The following is a 15682-nucleotide window of genomic DNA, read 5'->3' as shown; positions in this document are numbered from 1 at the left end:
TGCTCGCGGTGGGCCTGACTCTGGCCGTCGGTCTTCTGCCGCAGGACGCCCCCATGACCGAAGCCGATGGCGTGTCCAGACCCGGCACGCAGAACGACCTGGACGCCCCGGTCGAGGGAAAGAACGCCAAAGCGCGCGCATATACCGCCTCGGATGCGGCGGGCAAGGCGGCGGTGAAATCCGCCGCCCCGAGCCACTGGCCGAAGGCCGCGGCGGACGAGGTGACACTGGCCAAGCGGCCGTCCAGGGCCGAGGGCCTCCCCATCACGGTCGCCGCAACCGGCCGGACCAGCCCCGACTCGGTGCGCGTGGCCGTCCTCGGCCACAAGGCAGCCCAAGCCGCGGGAGTCGACGGGCTGCTGCTCACCGTGGCCCGCACCGATGGCGCTGGGAAGGGAGGACCGGTCGAGGTCGGTCTCGACTACGCCGCCTTCGCCCACGCCTACGGCGGAAGCTACGGCTCCCGGCTGCGCCTCGTCCAATATCCCGCATGTGTCCTGACCACTCCGCAGGAGAAGTCCTGCCTCAGTCCCAGACTGCTGAAAAGCGCCAACGACACAGGTGAACAGACCCTGACCACGACGGTCTCCGCGGCCGCCGATACCCCGCAATCGCGTGCCGAAGGCGGCCGGGGTTACGGCGCTCCGGTCACTGTTCTCGCCGCCACCGCCACCGCCTCCGGCGACCAGGGAGACTTCGGCGCCACTTCCCTGCAGCCCTCGTCCCAGTGGAGCGTGTCCAACTCCTCCGGAGCCTTCAACTGGTCCTATCCGCTCACCGCTCCCCCGGTCCCGGGTGGGCTCGCGCCCGAGGTCTCCCTCGGCTACAGCTCCCAGTCCATCGACGGGCAGACCTCGACGACGAACAACCAGGGCTCCTGGGTGGGCCAGGGTTTCTCCTACGAGCCGGGTTACATCGAGCGTCGCTACAAGCCATGCGCGGATGACGGCCACGATGACAGCTACGGGGACCAGTGCTGGGGCGGTGACAACGCCACCATCTCGCTGGCAGGCGGCGCCTCGGGGGAACTCGTCAAGGATGACGCGACGGGCGAATGGCATATCAGCTCGGACGACTTCAGCAAGGTCGAAAGACTCACCGGTGCCACGAACGGCGATGGTGACGGCGAATACTGGAAAGTCACCTCGGACAACGGCACCCAGTACTTCTTCGGCCTGAACCGGCTTCCCGGGTATGCCACGGGCGACGAAACGACCGACTCCACCTGGACCGTCCCGGCGTACGGCGACGACTCCGGTGAGCCCTGCTACGACGCCACGTTCGCCAAGGCCTATTGCGCCCAGGCATGGCGGTGGAACCTGGACTACGTCGTCGACCCGCACGGCAGCGCCATGTCGTACTTCTACGGCAAGGAGACCAACCACTACACCCAGGGCCTGAAGACCGATGAGAACGGCAAGCCGTACGTCCGCGGCGGCTACCTCAGACGCATCGACTACGGACAGCGCGACAAAGAGGTATACGACACCAAGCCCTCCGCCCGGGTCGTCTTCAGCACCGCTGAGCGTTGCATCGGGGACCTGACGGACTGCTCCGCGGACGCGCTCACCGATGCCACGGCCGCCGACTGGCCGGACGTTCCCTGGGACCGCAACTGCAAGGCCAGCACCAAATGCAAGGGCCAGAACTCACCCACCTTCTGGACCCGCAAGCAGCTCAACAAGATCACCACCCAGATCCGCGACGGCAACAGCTCGTACGAAGACGTCGACGCCTGGACGCTCGGTCATGTGCTGACCGACAACGGCGACGGCTCCAAGTCGCTGTGGCTCAAGTCCATCGACCACACGGGCCTCGTCGGCGCGGATGTCTCCGTGCCCTCGGTGAAGCTGTACGGCAAGCAACTGGCCAACCGCGTCGACGTCCCCGGGGACAACATCCAGCGTTTCATGCGCTTCCGGATGTCGGCCGTCGAGAGCGAATCCGGCAGCGTCCTGTCCGTCAACTACGCCGAACCCCAGTGCACCTCGTCGAGCCTGCCCAGCCCGGGCAAGTCCACCCTGCGCTGCTACCCGGTGAAGTGGAACCCGCCCGGTGTCGAGGACCCCATCACCGACTGGTTCCACAAGTACGTGGTGGCCTCCGTCGTCGAGACCGATCTGGTCGGAAACAGCCCCGACCAGATCACGTCGTACACCTACCTCGGTGACGCTGGTTGGCGTAAGTCGAAGCCGGACGGCCTGACCAAGTCCGAGTACCTCACCTGGGGCGACTGGCGCGGCTACGGAAAGGTCCGCGTCCGGACCTCGGACGGCACCAACAGCGCCTCCAACACCAATACCGAACACGTCTTCTTCCAGGGCCTGGACGGCGACAGCAACCCCGGCGGTGGGACCCGCACGTCGTCGGTGACCGACTCCACCGGCACCACCTATGCCGACTCCGACTGGAAGTCGGGCTTCGAGCTGGAGACGACGACGTACGACGGTGACAAGGTCGTCTCGAAGTCGGTCAACACCCCTTGGACCAAGGTCACGGCAACCCATGCCGCGAGCTGGGCGACGACGAATGCCCGCTACGTCCGTCCGCTCAGGACGGACACCTACACCGCACTCGCCGCGGGCGGCTGGCGACAGACCGCCTCCACCAACACCTACGACGACACCACCGGCCGCATCATCCAGGTAGCCGACCTGGGCGAGACAGGTGTCGCCGACAACCAGTGCACCCGCACCGAGTACGCCGACAACGCGAACAAGCACTTGTACGCGTACGTCTCCCGCGTGGAGACGCTGAGTGTGGACTGCACAACCGCGCCCGACCGTTCCCAGGACGTCATATCCGACGACCTGACGCTCTACGACGGCACCACGGCACCGGGCACCGCTCCCACCCAGGGCAACCCGACCACCGTCAAGCGGCTCGCGTCGCACAACGGGAAGACGGCCACCTACCAGACCGTCTCCACGACGACGTACGACGGCTACGGACGCCCGCTGACCGTCAAGGACGCGGCCGGCACTCCGAAGACCATCGCGTACACGGACACCTACGGCCTCGCCACCGCCAAGACCGAGACGAACACACTGGGCTGGGTCACGAAGACGGAGTACGCCCCCCAATGGGGTCAGCCGACCGCCCAGGCCGACGTCAACGACAAGCGCACGGAACTCTCCTATGACGGCCTGGGCCGACTGACCTCGGTGTGGCTCCCGGACCGCCCCAAAGCCTCCGACTTCTCCCCCTCGATCAAGTACACCTACGGCATCCGCACCAACGCCCCCAACTACATCCGCACCGAAAAGATCGAGAAGGGCGGCACCACGTACAGCACCGAGTACACGCTGTACGACGGCCTGCTCCGCCCCCGCCAGGTGCAGACGGACGGCGAGAAGGGGGGCCGTCTCATCGCGGACACGTATTACGACGGCTCCGGCCGTGTCGTGAAGACCAACGACACGTACTACACCACCGGCGCCCCCGCCTCGGCACTCTTCGAGCCGAAGGGCGCCGACATCGACGGGCAGACGGTCACCGAATACGACGGCGACGGGCGCACCACGGCCACCATCTTCAAGGTCGCAGGCGCCGAGAAGTACCGCACCACCTACGCCTACGGCGGCGACCGCGTGCACATGGACCCGCCGAGCGGCCAGACCGCGACCACGACCATCACCGACGCCCGGGACCGTACGGTCGAACTGCGCCAGTACAAGGGCACAGCCCCGCAGCCGTCCGGCCCGGGCACGGAGTACATCTCCACAACCTATGGCTACACCCCCTCGGGCGAACTGGCCAAGGTCAAGGACAGCGAGGGCAACACCTGGTCGTACGAGTACGACCAGCGACACCGCAAGACCGGTGCGGTCGATCCCGACACCGGCAGGACCGTCTTCTCCTACGACAGCCTGGACCGCCAGACCTCGGTCACCGACGCCCGGGGAAACACCACGACCACGGTCCACGACCCGCTGGGCCGGGCGGTGTCCACGTGGCAGGGCGCCGCCGACACTGGCACCAAATTGTCGGTGACCAAGTACGACACCGTGGCCAAGGGCGAGCCGTACGGCGTCTACACCTACAAGGACGGTGCGGTGCACTCGTCGGTCACCTATCCGGTGCTCGACGCGAACAACGACTACAAACCGACCTCGACAAAGTACTTCCTGTCCAAGACGGCCGAGCCGCAACTGGGCGGAACCTATGAGTTCAACACCCAGTACAACGACGACGGCACCGTTCAGGGCCAGAACTTTCCCGCGGCGGGCGGCCTCCCCGCCGAGGCCGTCTCCTACCAGTACGACACGCTCCAGCGCCCCACAGCCCTCAACACCTCCCTGGGCGGCGGCACATACGTCTCGGCCGCCCAGTACTCCCCCACCAACCAGCTCGAGCAACTGGAGCTGAACACGGGCGGGTCCGCGGCCAAGAAGACGTGGCTGACCTACGGCTACGAGCAGGGAACCAAGCGCCTGACCAACGCGCGGGTCGATGTCGAAGGCGCCTCATCCATCGCCTACGACGCCGACTACACCTATGACGCGGCGGGCAACGTCCTCTCCATCGCCGACACCCCGACCGGCGGCACCCGCGATGTGCAGTGCTTCGCCTACGACAATCTGCGCCGAATGACCGAGGACTGGACCTCCTCGGTCACGTCCGACGGCGCGAGCGGCACCGGCTCCCCGGACGCGGCCTGCGCACCCTCACCGTCGTCGAGCACGGTCGGCGGTGTAGCCCCCTACTGGCACAGCTACAGCTACGACGCCCTCGGCAATCGCACCGCGGAAACCCTCCACGGCGTCAGCGGCACCGCATCCTCCACGAAGAGATACTCCTACGGGGAGAACGGCGCGGGCCCGCACCAGTTGACCAAGGTCGTCACCGAGAAGGCCGCCACCTCCACATCGCCCGCAGTCACCACACAGGACACCTATGCCTACGACGCGACGGGCAACACCGAAGCCCGTGTCCTGAACGGCGACGCCCAGTCGCTGACCTGGGACAAGCAAAACGACCTGACCCAGGTGACGAACGCGGACGGCACACAGTCGTCCTATGCGTACGACGCCACCGGCAACCGGCTGCTGCGCAGTTCCCCGTCGGAGACGACGTTCTACCTGCCCGGAATGGAACTGCATCAGAACAAGTCCTCCGGCACGGTCACCGCCACGCGTTACTACTCCCTAGGCGACCAGACGGTAGCGGTCCGCGACACCGGCGGCGTCACCTTCCTGTCCGGCGACCACCACGGCACCGCCCAGCTCGCGGTGGACGCCGCCACCGGACAAACCCAACGCCGCCGCCTGGGCCCCTTCGGCCAGGTGCGCGACGACGACTCCTCGCCCGCCTCACCCTGGGTGGACGACAAGGGCTTCGTCGGCGGCACCAACGACGACACATCCGGCCTTGTGCATCTGGGAGCGCGCGAATACGACGCCTCCGCCGGCCGTTTCATCTCCGCCGACCCACTCATCGACTACACCGAACCACAGCAGATCAACGGCTACGCCTACAGCTACAACAACCCTGTCAGCTTCTCCGACCCCGACGGACTGATGCCGGCCGACTGCCTGTACGCCGGTGTGCAGTGCAGCCTCAAGAACAACGGCGGCTGGGACGTCAAGGCCACCAAGACCTACTACACCTACTACAACGTGCGCGCCCCCAAGGAGACCCCGGCCCACTACACGGCCCGCAAGGCACGCGCCAAAGCCGATGTGGCCAAGCAGCGCGCCGTCGCCGTGGCCAAGGAACTCAGCAAGATCGTCGCCGATGAACTCGGCATCACCGACGCCCTGGACTGCTTCACCACCGGAAGCCTGGGCTCATGCGGCGCCACCGCGGCCAACCTCGTCACCTCACTTATCGGAGGCGGCCCGCTCGCCAAACTGATCTCCAAATACGGCGTCCGCCTCGACAAGGCATACGCTCTCGGAAAACGGATCGTCGGCCTCGGCAGAAGACTCTGGGCGGCCTTCAAGGACTGGCGCAAGAGCAACAAGGCAGCCGAGACAGCCGCGTCCTGCGCGGCCAACAGCTTCACTCCCCGTACCAGAGTCCTGATGGCCGACGGCACGACCAAGGCCATCGAGGACGTCGACATCGGCGACAAGGTCCTAGCCACCGACCCCAAGACCGGCAAGACGAAACCCGAAACGGTCACCGCCGAGATCAAGGGCAAGGGCCTCAAACACCTCGTCAAGGTCACCCTCGACCCCGACGGCAAGAAAGGCCCCAAAAAAGCCGCCTCCATCACGGCGACCGCCGGCCACCCCTTCTGGGTCCCCGAACTGGGCCAGTGGATCGACGCCACCGACCTCAAGGCAGACCAGTGGCTCCGGACCAGCGCCGGCACCCACGTCCAGATCACCGCCATCAAGCGATGGACCGCGCAGTCGGCGGCAGTCCACAACCTGACCGTCAGTGAACTCCACACGTATTATGTGCTGGCAAGGAACGCTCCCGTCCTGGTGCACAACACCGGCGGTAACGGCCATATGTGCGACATCAGTGCGACAGCCCCTGATGGGAGCACGCGGGTAGATGTCACGCTGGAGAGCGGTGACATGACTCCTGAGGAGGATGCACTCGGCTACCCCAACAATGTGGCTTTCACACATACAGAGCATCGATTCTCGCGTATGGCAGGTGCCTCCACTGGGCCGAGAGTTTCACTTCCGAATGATCCATTCGCCGGAAAGTACCCGTTGAGTCCTGGCGACGTGGTTACGATGCGAGGTCAGCTTCCACCTTGCTCAAGGTGCAGGGGAGCGATGAACCGCATGGTCAGGGAACTGGGAGTGTCAGTTACATATGAATGGTCCGGGGCCAAAGGCGCTGGAACCTGGGCGGCACGAGGGGGCATGAGGAAATGAGATTGACCGCCACAAACGTCGGCTTCTTCGAGGACTACGAGGACGAGGAGGTTCTCGAGGTAGCGATCGCCGGGGTCGATGACGCGGGCTCCAGGAGGTCAATCTCAATCCAGCGATCCACCTACGAGCCTGACGAACAGGAAGTCCAGTCTGGAATGGACTCCTACAACATCTCGACAGAACGGGGCTTCACGGTTTATGGATGCCTGCACAGCGTACGGCTTACCGATTCACTACTCACCCTAGAATTCACAGCCGAGGATGCGGAAATTCTTGAAATCCCCACTCCCGTGGAAGTAGATCTACGCGAATCAGGGACCACCAATGCAGATCTGCGTAACAAGCTTCGCGCAATCTTGGATTGGGGATCTCACGAGAAGCGGCCGCAGATGATTGGAATGAGCATTTCCGATCCACCACCTGGAGAGTGACTAACTGACCGCAGGCGTTCACCCCAGGAACTCTGCCGGAATTCTTTCCTGCAGAGTTCCTGGGGTGTTTGACGGCAGCATCAGGGGACGACGGCTACCTGTAGGTGTTGCCGGAAAGTAGGCCACCTGGGCTGATCCTGTGCCTATGCCGCTCGGAAAGTCATCGCTGCCGATCAGGCGGCATAGCAGTACTCGTTGACGATGCCTGCGCTTGCCGAGAATGTCATCCGCCCTGGTAGGAGGCATGCACCCGGACTGGCGGTCGTCGGCTCCGTCGCTCGAGTCGGCGCTCTCGCGTAGCCGGTGGTCCACGCGTCATGATGATCGATCGTGCTGCTACGACTGTGCGGGGGCCGGTAATTCATCCACGCAGGTGAGAGCTTGATCAGAGGTCTTCGACTTTGGCCGACGCTCGTCCCAGCGTCTTCACTTGTGCAAGGCCCCGGCGGCATCATGATCTGTCGTGCTGCTGCGCCTGACCTACCTCGCCGCGACCAACGCCCTGGCGTTCCTACGCCTCCTGCCGATGAGCGACAGAGACAAGGACGTCGAGATCCTCGTACTCCGGCACCAACTGCTGCTCCTGCAACGCCGAATCGGCAAGCCGACCTTCACCGACAGCGTGTGCCGCTCGAAAAGTCGTCGTCGCAGGTGGGAGTGGTCCGGCCAGTCCGCTGGGATCATGTCCTCCGTGATCGTGCCCTTGCTGTACAAGGTGACCCGAAAGCTGCTCACTGTTCCATCGGTGCTCCTGCGTCGCGGGGCGGTGAAGGACGCGGAACTGATGGTGCTGCGGCACGAGAACGCGGTCCTGCGCCGCCAGTTGGCCAGACCGATGCGCTACGAACCTGCTGACCGGTTCTGGTTTGCAGCCCTGTCCGGGCTGATACCCCGGCGCCACTGGCGTGATGTCTTCCCTGTCGCCCCCGGCACCCTGCTGGCCTGGCATCGCAGGTTCATCGCCGCGAAGTGGGACTACACCGCGCGCAGGCGCACCGGACGCCCACCCACCACGGCAGCGATCAAGAGGCTCGTCCTACGACTGGCCCGGGAGAATCCGAGGTGGGGGCACCGGCGGATCCAGGGGGAGTTGACCCAGCTCGGGCATCGGATGGCTGCGTCGACGGTTTGGGAGATCCTGCATGCCGCGGGCATCGATCCTGCGCCGCGCCGCTCAGGTCCCACCTGGCGCGAGTTCCTGACCACGCAAGCCGAGGGCATCATCGCGGCGGACTTCTTCCATATCGACACCGCACTCGGCAAGCGACTGTACGCGCTGGTGTTCCTCGAGCACGGCACCCGGCGACTGCACATCACCGGGGTCACCGCCCGCCCGACCCGGGACTGGGCGGTGCAGCAGGCACGGAATCTCACGATTGGCCTGGGCACACGCATCGATTCCCTGCACTTCTTGCTGCGCGACCGCGATGGCAAGTACAGCCAGGCATTCGACGCGGTCTTCCAAGCCGAGGACATGGAGATCCTCAAAAGTGCGCCACAAGCTCCCCGGATGAACGCGCACTGCGAACGCATCATCGGCACCATCCGACGCGAAGCCCTCGACCACGTCCTCATCATGAACGAGGCCCACGCCCGCCACATCCTCGCGGCCTACGAGCGGCACTACAACGAGCACCGACCCCACCAGGCCCGCAACCAGCTACCACCCGACGCTCACGAACAACCCGCCGCAACGCATAACCTCAACACCCACAAAGTCGAGCGCACCCGAATCCTCGGCGGCCTCATCAACGAGTACAGACATGCGGCATGACGTGCCGCGATGACTTTTCGAGCGGCACACGGTCGCGCGTTGAGCTTCTTGATGCTGGTCTGCCCATGGGCTACGAGCCTCACGTTCTGACGTGCGGCCATCCCCTCCAGCAGCCTCTCGACGGGGGTGGTTAGCGCCTCCTCCTGTCCCCCGGGCCCGTGGAGCTTGGCAGCGACTTCCTGACCAAAGGCCGTGACCAGGCCCTCGACTGACCTGCTCTTAAATTTCCTCACTCCATCATGACCATGTGACAACGTGCACCCCCACACCGTTCAGGTAACCACGATGATCGTATGGGCATGGTGTATGAAGCAGGGATGAACTGCCAAGTAGTAGTACCGGGTTGATGTCGCCGAAGCGAGTCAGGATTCGATACCTAAGTTGACTGACCCAGACTGAAGCCACCCGCCCCTATTCCAGGAAGGAGCCGCGTTAAAACCTTACCGAATGTCACTCGATCGAGTGAATAAGCGGAATGGAATTGGGCCACCTTTGGCCAAGCCTTCTGCTCTGACGCAAAACTCGCCTACTTGTCGGCCACGGGTTCCCCTGACGACCTCGTGCACGCTAAGCCGTAGCTCGGTGCGCAGGTGGCTCGTTGACCCGTTCATGATGAGGGTTGGGGACGTGAGTTGATCGTTGCGGAGTATCGGGTCACCGGGCTGTCGCCGAATGATCACTGAACTTGTAGCTGCGGTACGGCCGTTGCGGCAGGCGTGGCATAGGCTCGAGTCACCGCCCGTCAGCGAAGGCGGGCGGTGGGGCAAAGTACCAGTTCGTCTTCGTCGACCGGCTGCTGACGTCCTTGGGGAATCTGCGGCATGGCACCACTCATGATGTGCTGGCCTGCTGGTTTGGTGCGGACCGCTCCACCACCATGCGTACCTTCGGTGGGGTGCGGCCGCTGCCGGCCCAGCGAGGTTGCACTGTCACTTCAGGTGTCCGACTGCGCACTCTCGCCGAGGTCATCGAGCACCTTGGAGCCAGCGACCAGACCAACATCATCGCGACCACAGGGCGCGTGGTGACGCCACCGCACAGCAAGGTCAAGAAGAACGCACGCGCCTGGTATGAGGAGATGCACAAGCGACAGCGCAAGCCGCTGCGCTTACCGAAAAACCAATCCGACCTGGTGGGAGCACTGTGGGTGGCGCCGAGAACCTCGCCGGATGCCGTTCGCCCCCCTGACCTCGCGCGGCTGTCGATCGTCACGAAATGATGGTCGACCGTGCTGCTGCGATTAGGCTACCTGGCTAGGACACACACGTTCACCTTGCTGCGCCTGCTGCCCATCAGCGACCGCGACAGGGACACAGAGATCCTGCTCCTCCGCCACCAGCTCATGGCGCGATAACCCGGGGCGCAGGTAGGGGGTTTGACCGCTGAGGCCGCCGTGGGGGCGATAGTGGTTGTAGTAGTCCTCCCACTCGCGCAGCTTGTCGTTGAAGACCTCGGCGTCGATGCAATGGGAGCGTTCAACCTTGTCGTTCAGACGTGGTATGCGGGGCTTGATGTAGGTGTGGGCGATGACCTTGTCGAGAACGTGCCAGTGGAAGGCAGTCTGGAACTCGGCGCCGTTGTCGGTCTGGACCACCTCGACCTGGAACGGCAGGCGTTGGATGACCTAGTCGAGGAACTGAATGGCGATCTTCTGGTTCAGCGCGGGATAGATCCGCCGGTGACGGCCATAAGGCCGGCATCGATCATCAGGGCGTCCAAGGTGTCGATGAACCTCGAATCACGGTCACGAATCAGGAAACCTGCCCTGCTGCCGACGTCCTCAAGGTCCATCAGGAGGTTGCGTCCGAGCTGCACGATCCAGTGCGCGGTGGCGCCGAGAATCCGGATGCGCCGGCTGGCATGGGTGCCGATAAGTCCATCCGCGCAGGTGAACGACCGGATCACGCTGTCATGCCGACGGCGGGTGGCACGTCGGTATGGGGGTTCTCCTCGACCAGCAGGCCAAGCTCACTCACCGATGCCATCACCTCCGCCCGCTTGGCACACTTTTTCTTCCAGCGAAACCTCCACGGGCTGTCTCGCTACGGCGCCACAGAGCCGGATACGGCGCTCACACCCTGGGAGTGCCCTATCTGCCGACGGACACCAAGGGGCTTTGCGCCGCCTTGACGCAGGCCGTCCACGGCGACCAGGACACCCGCACGCGAGCTGCCTGCGGAAACCGCCCCGGAGAGATCACCAGTGGTCCACCCCACCCCTGCCGCATGGGGAGCACGGTGCCGTGCTCCCACCCCGAAAGAGGGGCAGGAGCCGACAAGGGGTTCTTATGCCTCTCGATGCAGAGAGCATCCAGATCGATGGGATGACCTCAGGGGCCTACGGTTGACGACGACACGCAGGGGCTCGGTACGGCGCCACAGGTCTACCAGATCGGGTGACANGGGGCTCGGTACGGCGCCACAGGTCTACCAGATCGGGTGACAGACGAATCGGACACCGTTGACACGTCCGCGAGTTGGGAGCACGAGGGCTCCCAGAGGGCTCCCCATCGCTCCCAGCCCAGACACGACAAAGGCCGCCTCCGCTACCCGCGGAGACGGCCTCCGACCTGCGAAAACGCTGGTCGGGACGACAGGATTTGAACCTGCGACCCCTTGACCCCCAGTCGCGCGGCAATTCTCCCTCTATGCTCTACTTTAAGACTCTCGCGGATCTGCCGCGCCGTCAAGGTCTGTACGACGCCGTAGGCGGAAGCGGTCAAGTGGCACATGGAGCAACTTCGACGCGGTGCATCGCGAGCCACCGAACAACGCAACTATGCAGGTTTCGAAACCTATGAGACCGCTACCAGCCCCTCAAGAACACCCGGCACCTGACCAGGGCGGATGTAATATTCGGCACCCACAGGGTGCGCGCAGCACGGATGAGGCTTTTGGCACGTACAGGGTTCCCGGTGGCCAGGAGGGTGCGAGACCGTCCGTCGGCACGGACGGGCGCGTGGATCCGGCAGCCGGTGCCCCGGTCGAGGCAGGCAGCTCATCGCCGGGAAGAGGCGCCATCGCTCCGGTGGTCGCGCGAGCCCCGCCCGAACGCCCCCGCCGGGAGAGGGCTATACAGTACTGATGGGCGTAGATACCTGGATGACCGGGGCGACGCGATTGCGCAGCACAGTGGTGATCCTTACGGCACTGGGTCTGGAATACCAGTCGGTGCGCCAGTACCTGACCGGCTGTGACGTGGTTCGCCATCAGACCGGAACGGTCTTCGAAGTGGGCGATTTGGACGGGACACCCTGGCAGGTGGCGCTGGCGGAGCTCGGGGAAGGCAATCGTCCGGCTGCCGTCGTCACCGAGCAGGCCCGCCAGCTCTTCTCCCCCGGCGCGCTGCTGTTCGTCGGTGTCGCCGGCGCGCTCAAAGACGACGTGGAGCTCGGCGATGTCGTGATCGCCACCCGGGTCCACGCCATCCACGGAGGCAAGGACACCCCCGAAGGGTTCATGGCTCGCCCGGAGGGCTGGGCCGGCTCCCACGCGCTGCTGCAGACCGCCCGTCTCGCCCTGCGTTCGGCGTCGTGGCGGCCGGAGCCGGCCTCGGGGAACGCCGAAGGGCAGCGGGGACCACAGGTGTACTTCAAGCCCATCGCAGCCGGGGACGTAGTGCTCAACTCCTCTGCCTCCGCACTGCGTCGACAAGTGCATACGCACTACAACGACGTCGCGGCAATCGAGATGGAAAGCGCGGGAATGGCGCACGCCGCCCAGATCGGTCACATCGACGCGCTGACCATACGCGGCATCAGCGACAAGGCCGACGGCAACAAGTATCCGGACGCCGATGCCGAACACCAGCCACGGGCGGCTGCCCACGCCGCGGCGGCCGCCGTCGCCGTCATCCGTCAGCTACCGGCGTCTCCAACGACGGCTACCGCCTCCCTCACCTCATCGGATGGAGTACCTCCGTCACAGCGAGAGGGCGCCCTTAGCACCCCGCGGAAGGGCTCGCCCCTATCGGTACGGCACCTGTTGTCCTGCCTCGCGGACGCGCCGCTGCCTCTGTACGTGCTGTCCCCCGCAGCCATCGCCTCGGTCGGCATACCGGACCTCTCCGCGGATCGCGTATCAGCTGATCTCAGCCACTTCACCGTCCGTTCCGTCACGGCGTCCGGACAACCCGGCGCACCCGCCGTGCCCTGCGTCAGCAGAGACGCAGCCACGCAGGCGGAGACCGCACGCCAGATGTCCCATGAACACGCCCAGGTGTGCGCGTATGCCGCCGCTCTTCTGGATCACGCGGTGACGGTGGTTCCGGATGGCTCCACCTTACGCCTGCTCACGCCGCACGCGATGGCACTGCTGTGGCGCGACAGCCACAATCCGACACGAGCCGTCGCGGCCGCGCGCCGGGTGCGGGACGCTTATTTGGCTCTGGGCGCGTACGAGGAGGGGTTGCCGCTCGCGGTCCAGATCGTCAAGACCGGGCGAGGCGATCTGAAGGACGACCTGGCGCTCGGCCAACTACGCAGGGGCTGCGGCGACTTCCCCGAAGCTGAGGCAGTGCTCCGACAGGTCCTGGCTCGGGCGGAGAAGGATGCCCACGCACACGGGCTGTCGCTGGCCGGGCGAACCGGCCCCAGTACGAGGGACATCCTCAGGGAGAACGCGAGCGGTCCGTTCACCAGAGAACTCTCCCCGGTGCAGTGCGACGTGCTGGGCTTCATGGCCGAAGTACAGCACGCGATGGGCAACACCCTCTACGACATGCGGCGTTACGAGCAAAGCGAGCGGCTACTGCACGCTGCCGTAGGGCTTCTGTGGAGAACACAGGGCGCGCACCATCCGGGCCGTATGGTCGCTCAGATGCACCGCGCGAAGGCTGTAGTGCGCCAACGTCGGTGGGAAGAGGCGCTCGGACTGGTTCACGATGTCCTCCCCCACCTCGCCCAGCTACGACTCGACCGAGACAGCCCTGAGGACGACGCGCTCATACGCCTGGCGCATGCCGAAGTGACGGCGGACATCGTCACCTCTCTCCAACGGGGGGATACACCGCAGATGCGAGGCGTCGGGATGTTCCCAGCGATCGTGGTGAAGTGGCTGGGGCGAACGGTCACCACCGCTCGACCGGAGAAGCTCACATGGGACGACGTGCGGCACCTCGGCGATGACGCCGTACGAGCCTGCGAGAGTACCTTCGGCGGCACCCACCCGCATACCGCGGCAGCCACGAAGGTGCGCGACCGCGCGGTTGCCGGACAACGCAAGGCCGCACGCCCGTAGCGTCGACGTATCAGCCCGAACAGGGCAGCGAACCGGAACGAGTTAGCAGGCTCGTCACGGCCCGAGTCACCGCGACCGGTGGGCCGGGACCGCTGTCAGCCTCCGACGTCCGTCTCGCAGGATGGAGGGCGCGTGCGACCGCGCGGCCCGGACCATCGCACGGGCCGCGGCCCGGCAGTACGGCGTCACCGAGCCGGTCGACGCCATCCACCGGTACGCGTTCCGGGACATCACCGGACGCCTGACCGTGGCGGACACCGACGACCTGGCCCGTACCGATGTGTGCGCCGCGGCGGCGCTGAGCGCGGCCGCGGAGACATTCCTGAAGTCCCTGGGCGGCTTCGAGCGGGTCATTGATGCGAAGTACGAGAGGTTCCTCGCCGAGGTCGGCCGCGACGAGGCGGAGGACCTGCACGCCACCGTACTCACGGCCATGATCACAGGGCTGTTGACGCCCCTGTGCGAGTGGTTACGCCAGCGGCGCGGCTCAAAGGCGTTCGAGGCTCTGTTCCTGTCGCCTGCGTACTTCGGCCCAGTCCGCCCCGCCTGACGCTGAGACTCTGGGATGCGCCGGCCTGGTCACCGGCGCACGCTGGACACATGACCGAGCGCCCGCCCGTCATCGTGCACCCGCCGTCGCCCAGCGGTGGTCGGCGGGTCACGATCCGGGGCGAGATCGTCGGCCTCGCGCACGGGCCAACTGATCTGCTGGAGTTCCTGCGACGCGCCGGCGCCCCGGAGGACGCCCGGCTCGACGATCCGGAGCTGATCGAGTGGCGTAGCGGCGGACCGGACCTGGTGGTGACCCCTGTGCTTGGGGGGGATCCCTTATCGTCCGCCCATGGACATGGGGGATGTGCCCGCGTGGGTAGCACTGTTCTTTTCGGTGGTCGGGGTGGCGGTCAGCTACGTGTTGGGCAAGCGGTCCGCTGACGCCGCGAAGGATTCGGCCAGAGAGGCTCAGCGCTCGTCGGATGCGGCGGAGCGCTCAGCCGTCGCTGCGGAAGACTCGCTCGCGCTTCAGCGCGAGGAGGCGGAGGAGCGGCGGCGGGCTGCCGCGCCTAAGGTCAGGCTGGTGGTGGAACACGTGAAAGGCGATCGATATCGGGTCCGCAACGCCGGTGACGCCGTCGCTCAAAACGTCCGCTTCTTGGGGCGGGACCTGCCGTATGCCTTCACTTGGCCATCATCGGGCGTGACTATCCCGCCCGATGACAGCCACGGATTGCGCATGCCAGGAGCGAGTGGGAAGCCCATTCCGGTAAAGCTGTTGGCCCAATGGGACGGGCAACCGAAAGCGGTTCCTCTGTCCGTGCCACCTAGATGAATGAGTCCGATGTCTGGGCTGGCCGCGACCATGGCGAAGGGCGTCCGTTGGCCTGAGTGTGACTTCTGGCTTGG

Annotated in this window: 8 protein-coding genes and 2 pseudogenes; 8 read left to right on the top strand and 2 right to left on the bottom strand. The window is 65.5% G+C overall.

The window, feature by feature from the left end; translation table 11 throughout:
- Window positions 1-53: 53 nt before the first annotated feature.
- The 4 genes from EEJ42_RS20910 (at window position 54) to EEJ42_RS20890 (ending at window position 10263) form a co-directional block, all read left to right on the top strand.
- Entirely contained in the window at window positions 54-6839 is a 6786-nt protein-coding gene (locus tag EEJ42_RS20910; RefSeq protein WP_246097087.1) for a polymorphic toxin-type HINT domain-containing protein, read from the top strand.
- Entirely contained in the window at window positions 6836-7270 is a 435-nt protein-coding gene (locus tag EEJ42_RS20905) for an Imm10 family immunity protein (RefSeq protein ID WP_123101745.1), read from the top strand. Before EEJ42_RS20910 ends, EEJ42_RS20905 begins: the two co-directional genes overlap by 4 nt.
- A 463-nt stretch (window positions 7271-7733) precedes the next feature.
- Window positions 7734-9044 (top strand): integrase core domain-containing protein, encoded by a 1311-nt coding sequence (locus EEJ42_RS20895; RefSeq protein WP_246097086.1) that lies wholly within the window; start codon window positions 7734-7736, stop codon window positions 9042-9044.
- Window positions 9045-9849: 805 nt separating this feature from the next.
- Window positions 9850-10263: a transposase family protein gene (locus tag EEJ42_RS20890; RefSeq protein ID WP_221179394.1), complete on the top strand. Its 414-nt coding sequence runs from the start codon at window positions 9850-9852 to the stop codon at window positions 10261-10263.
- Window positions 10264-10404: 141 nt separating this feature from the next.
- On the opposite strand, the pseudogene EEJ42_RS20885 reads toward EEJ42_RS20890, so the two are convergent.
- Both EEJ42_RS20885 and EEJ42_RS20880 read right to left on the bottom strand, forming a co-directional pair.
- Window positions 10405-10719 (bottom strand): annotated as a pseudogene (locus EEJ42_RS20885) (integrase core domain-containing protein); the annotation flags it as partial.
- Window positions 10701-10949 carry a hypothetical protein gene (locus tag EEJ42_RS20880; RefSeq protein ID WP_425472933.1) on the bottom strand — a complete coding sequence of 83 codons (249 nt, stop codon included), beginning with the start codon at window positions 10947-10949 and terminating at the stop codon, window positions 10701-10703. The gene EEJ42_RS20880 and the pseudogene EEJ42_RS20885, both read right to left, overlap by 19 nt.
- 1178 nt (window positions 10950-12127) lie before the next feature.
- On the opposite strand from EEJ42_RS20880, the gene EEJ42_RS20875 reads away from it, so the two are divergent.
- The 4 genes and pseudogenes from EEJ42_RS20875 (at window position 12128) to EEJ42_RS51010 (ending at window position 15608) form a co-directional block, all read left to right on the top strand.
- Window positions 12128-14281, top strand: coding sequence for a phosphorylase family protein (locus tag EEJ42_RS20875; RefSeq protein ID WP_123101743.1), 2154 nt, complete (start codon window positions 12128-12130; stop codon window positions 14279-14281).
- Window positions 14282-14402: 121 nt separating this feature from the next.
- Complete coding sequence (locus EEJ42_RS20870; RefSeq protein ID WP_179933328.1) at window positions 14403-14831, top strand: hypothetical protein; 429 nt, start codon at window positions 14403-14405, stop codon at window positions 14829-14831.
- Window positions 14832-14881: 50 nt separating this feature from the next.
- Window positions 14882-15073, top strand: a pseudogene (locus EEJ42_RS52985) (hypothetical protein); the annotation flags it as partial.
- Between the two features lie 49 nt (window positions 15074-15122).
- Window positions 15123-15608, top strand: coding sequence for a hypothetical protein (locus tag EEJ42_RS51010; RefSeq protein ID WP_184503182.1), 486 nt, complete (start codon window positions 15123-15125; stop codon window positions 15606-15608).
- Window positions 15609-15682: the final 74 nt, after the last annotated feature.

Source organism: Streptomyces botrytidirepellens (assembly GCF_003721215.1).
Taxonomy (GTDB): Bacteria; Actinomycetota; Actinomycetes; order Streptomycetales; family Streptomycetaceae; genus Streptomyces; species Streptomyces himastatinicus.
This window is presented reverse-complemented; position numbering and strand designations above follow the sequence as displayed.

Coding starts and splice junctions, on each gene's coding strand:
- EEJ42_RS20910 (WP_246097087.1), top strand. CDS start 54: ATGACCGAAGCCGATGGCGTGTCCAGACCCGGCACGCAGAACGACCTG.
- EEJ42_RS20905 (WP_123101745.1), top strand. CDS start 6,836: ATGAGATTGACCGCCACAAACGTCGGCTTCTTCGAGGACTACGAGGAC.
- EEJ42_RS20875 (WP_123101743.1), top strand. CDS start 12,128: ATGGGCGTAGATACCTGGATGACCGGGGCGACGCGATTGCGCAGCACA.
- EEJ42_RS20870 (WP_179933328.1), top strand. CDS start 14,403: ATGGAGGGCGCGTGCGACCGCGCGGCCCGGACCATCGCACGGGCCGCG.
- EEJ42_RS51010 (WP_184503182.1), top strand. CDS start 15,123: ATGGACATGGGGGATGTGCCCGCGTGGGTAGCACTGTTCTTTTCGGTG.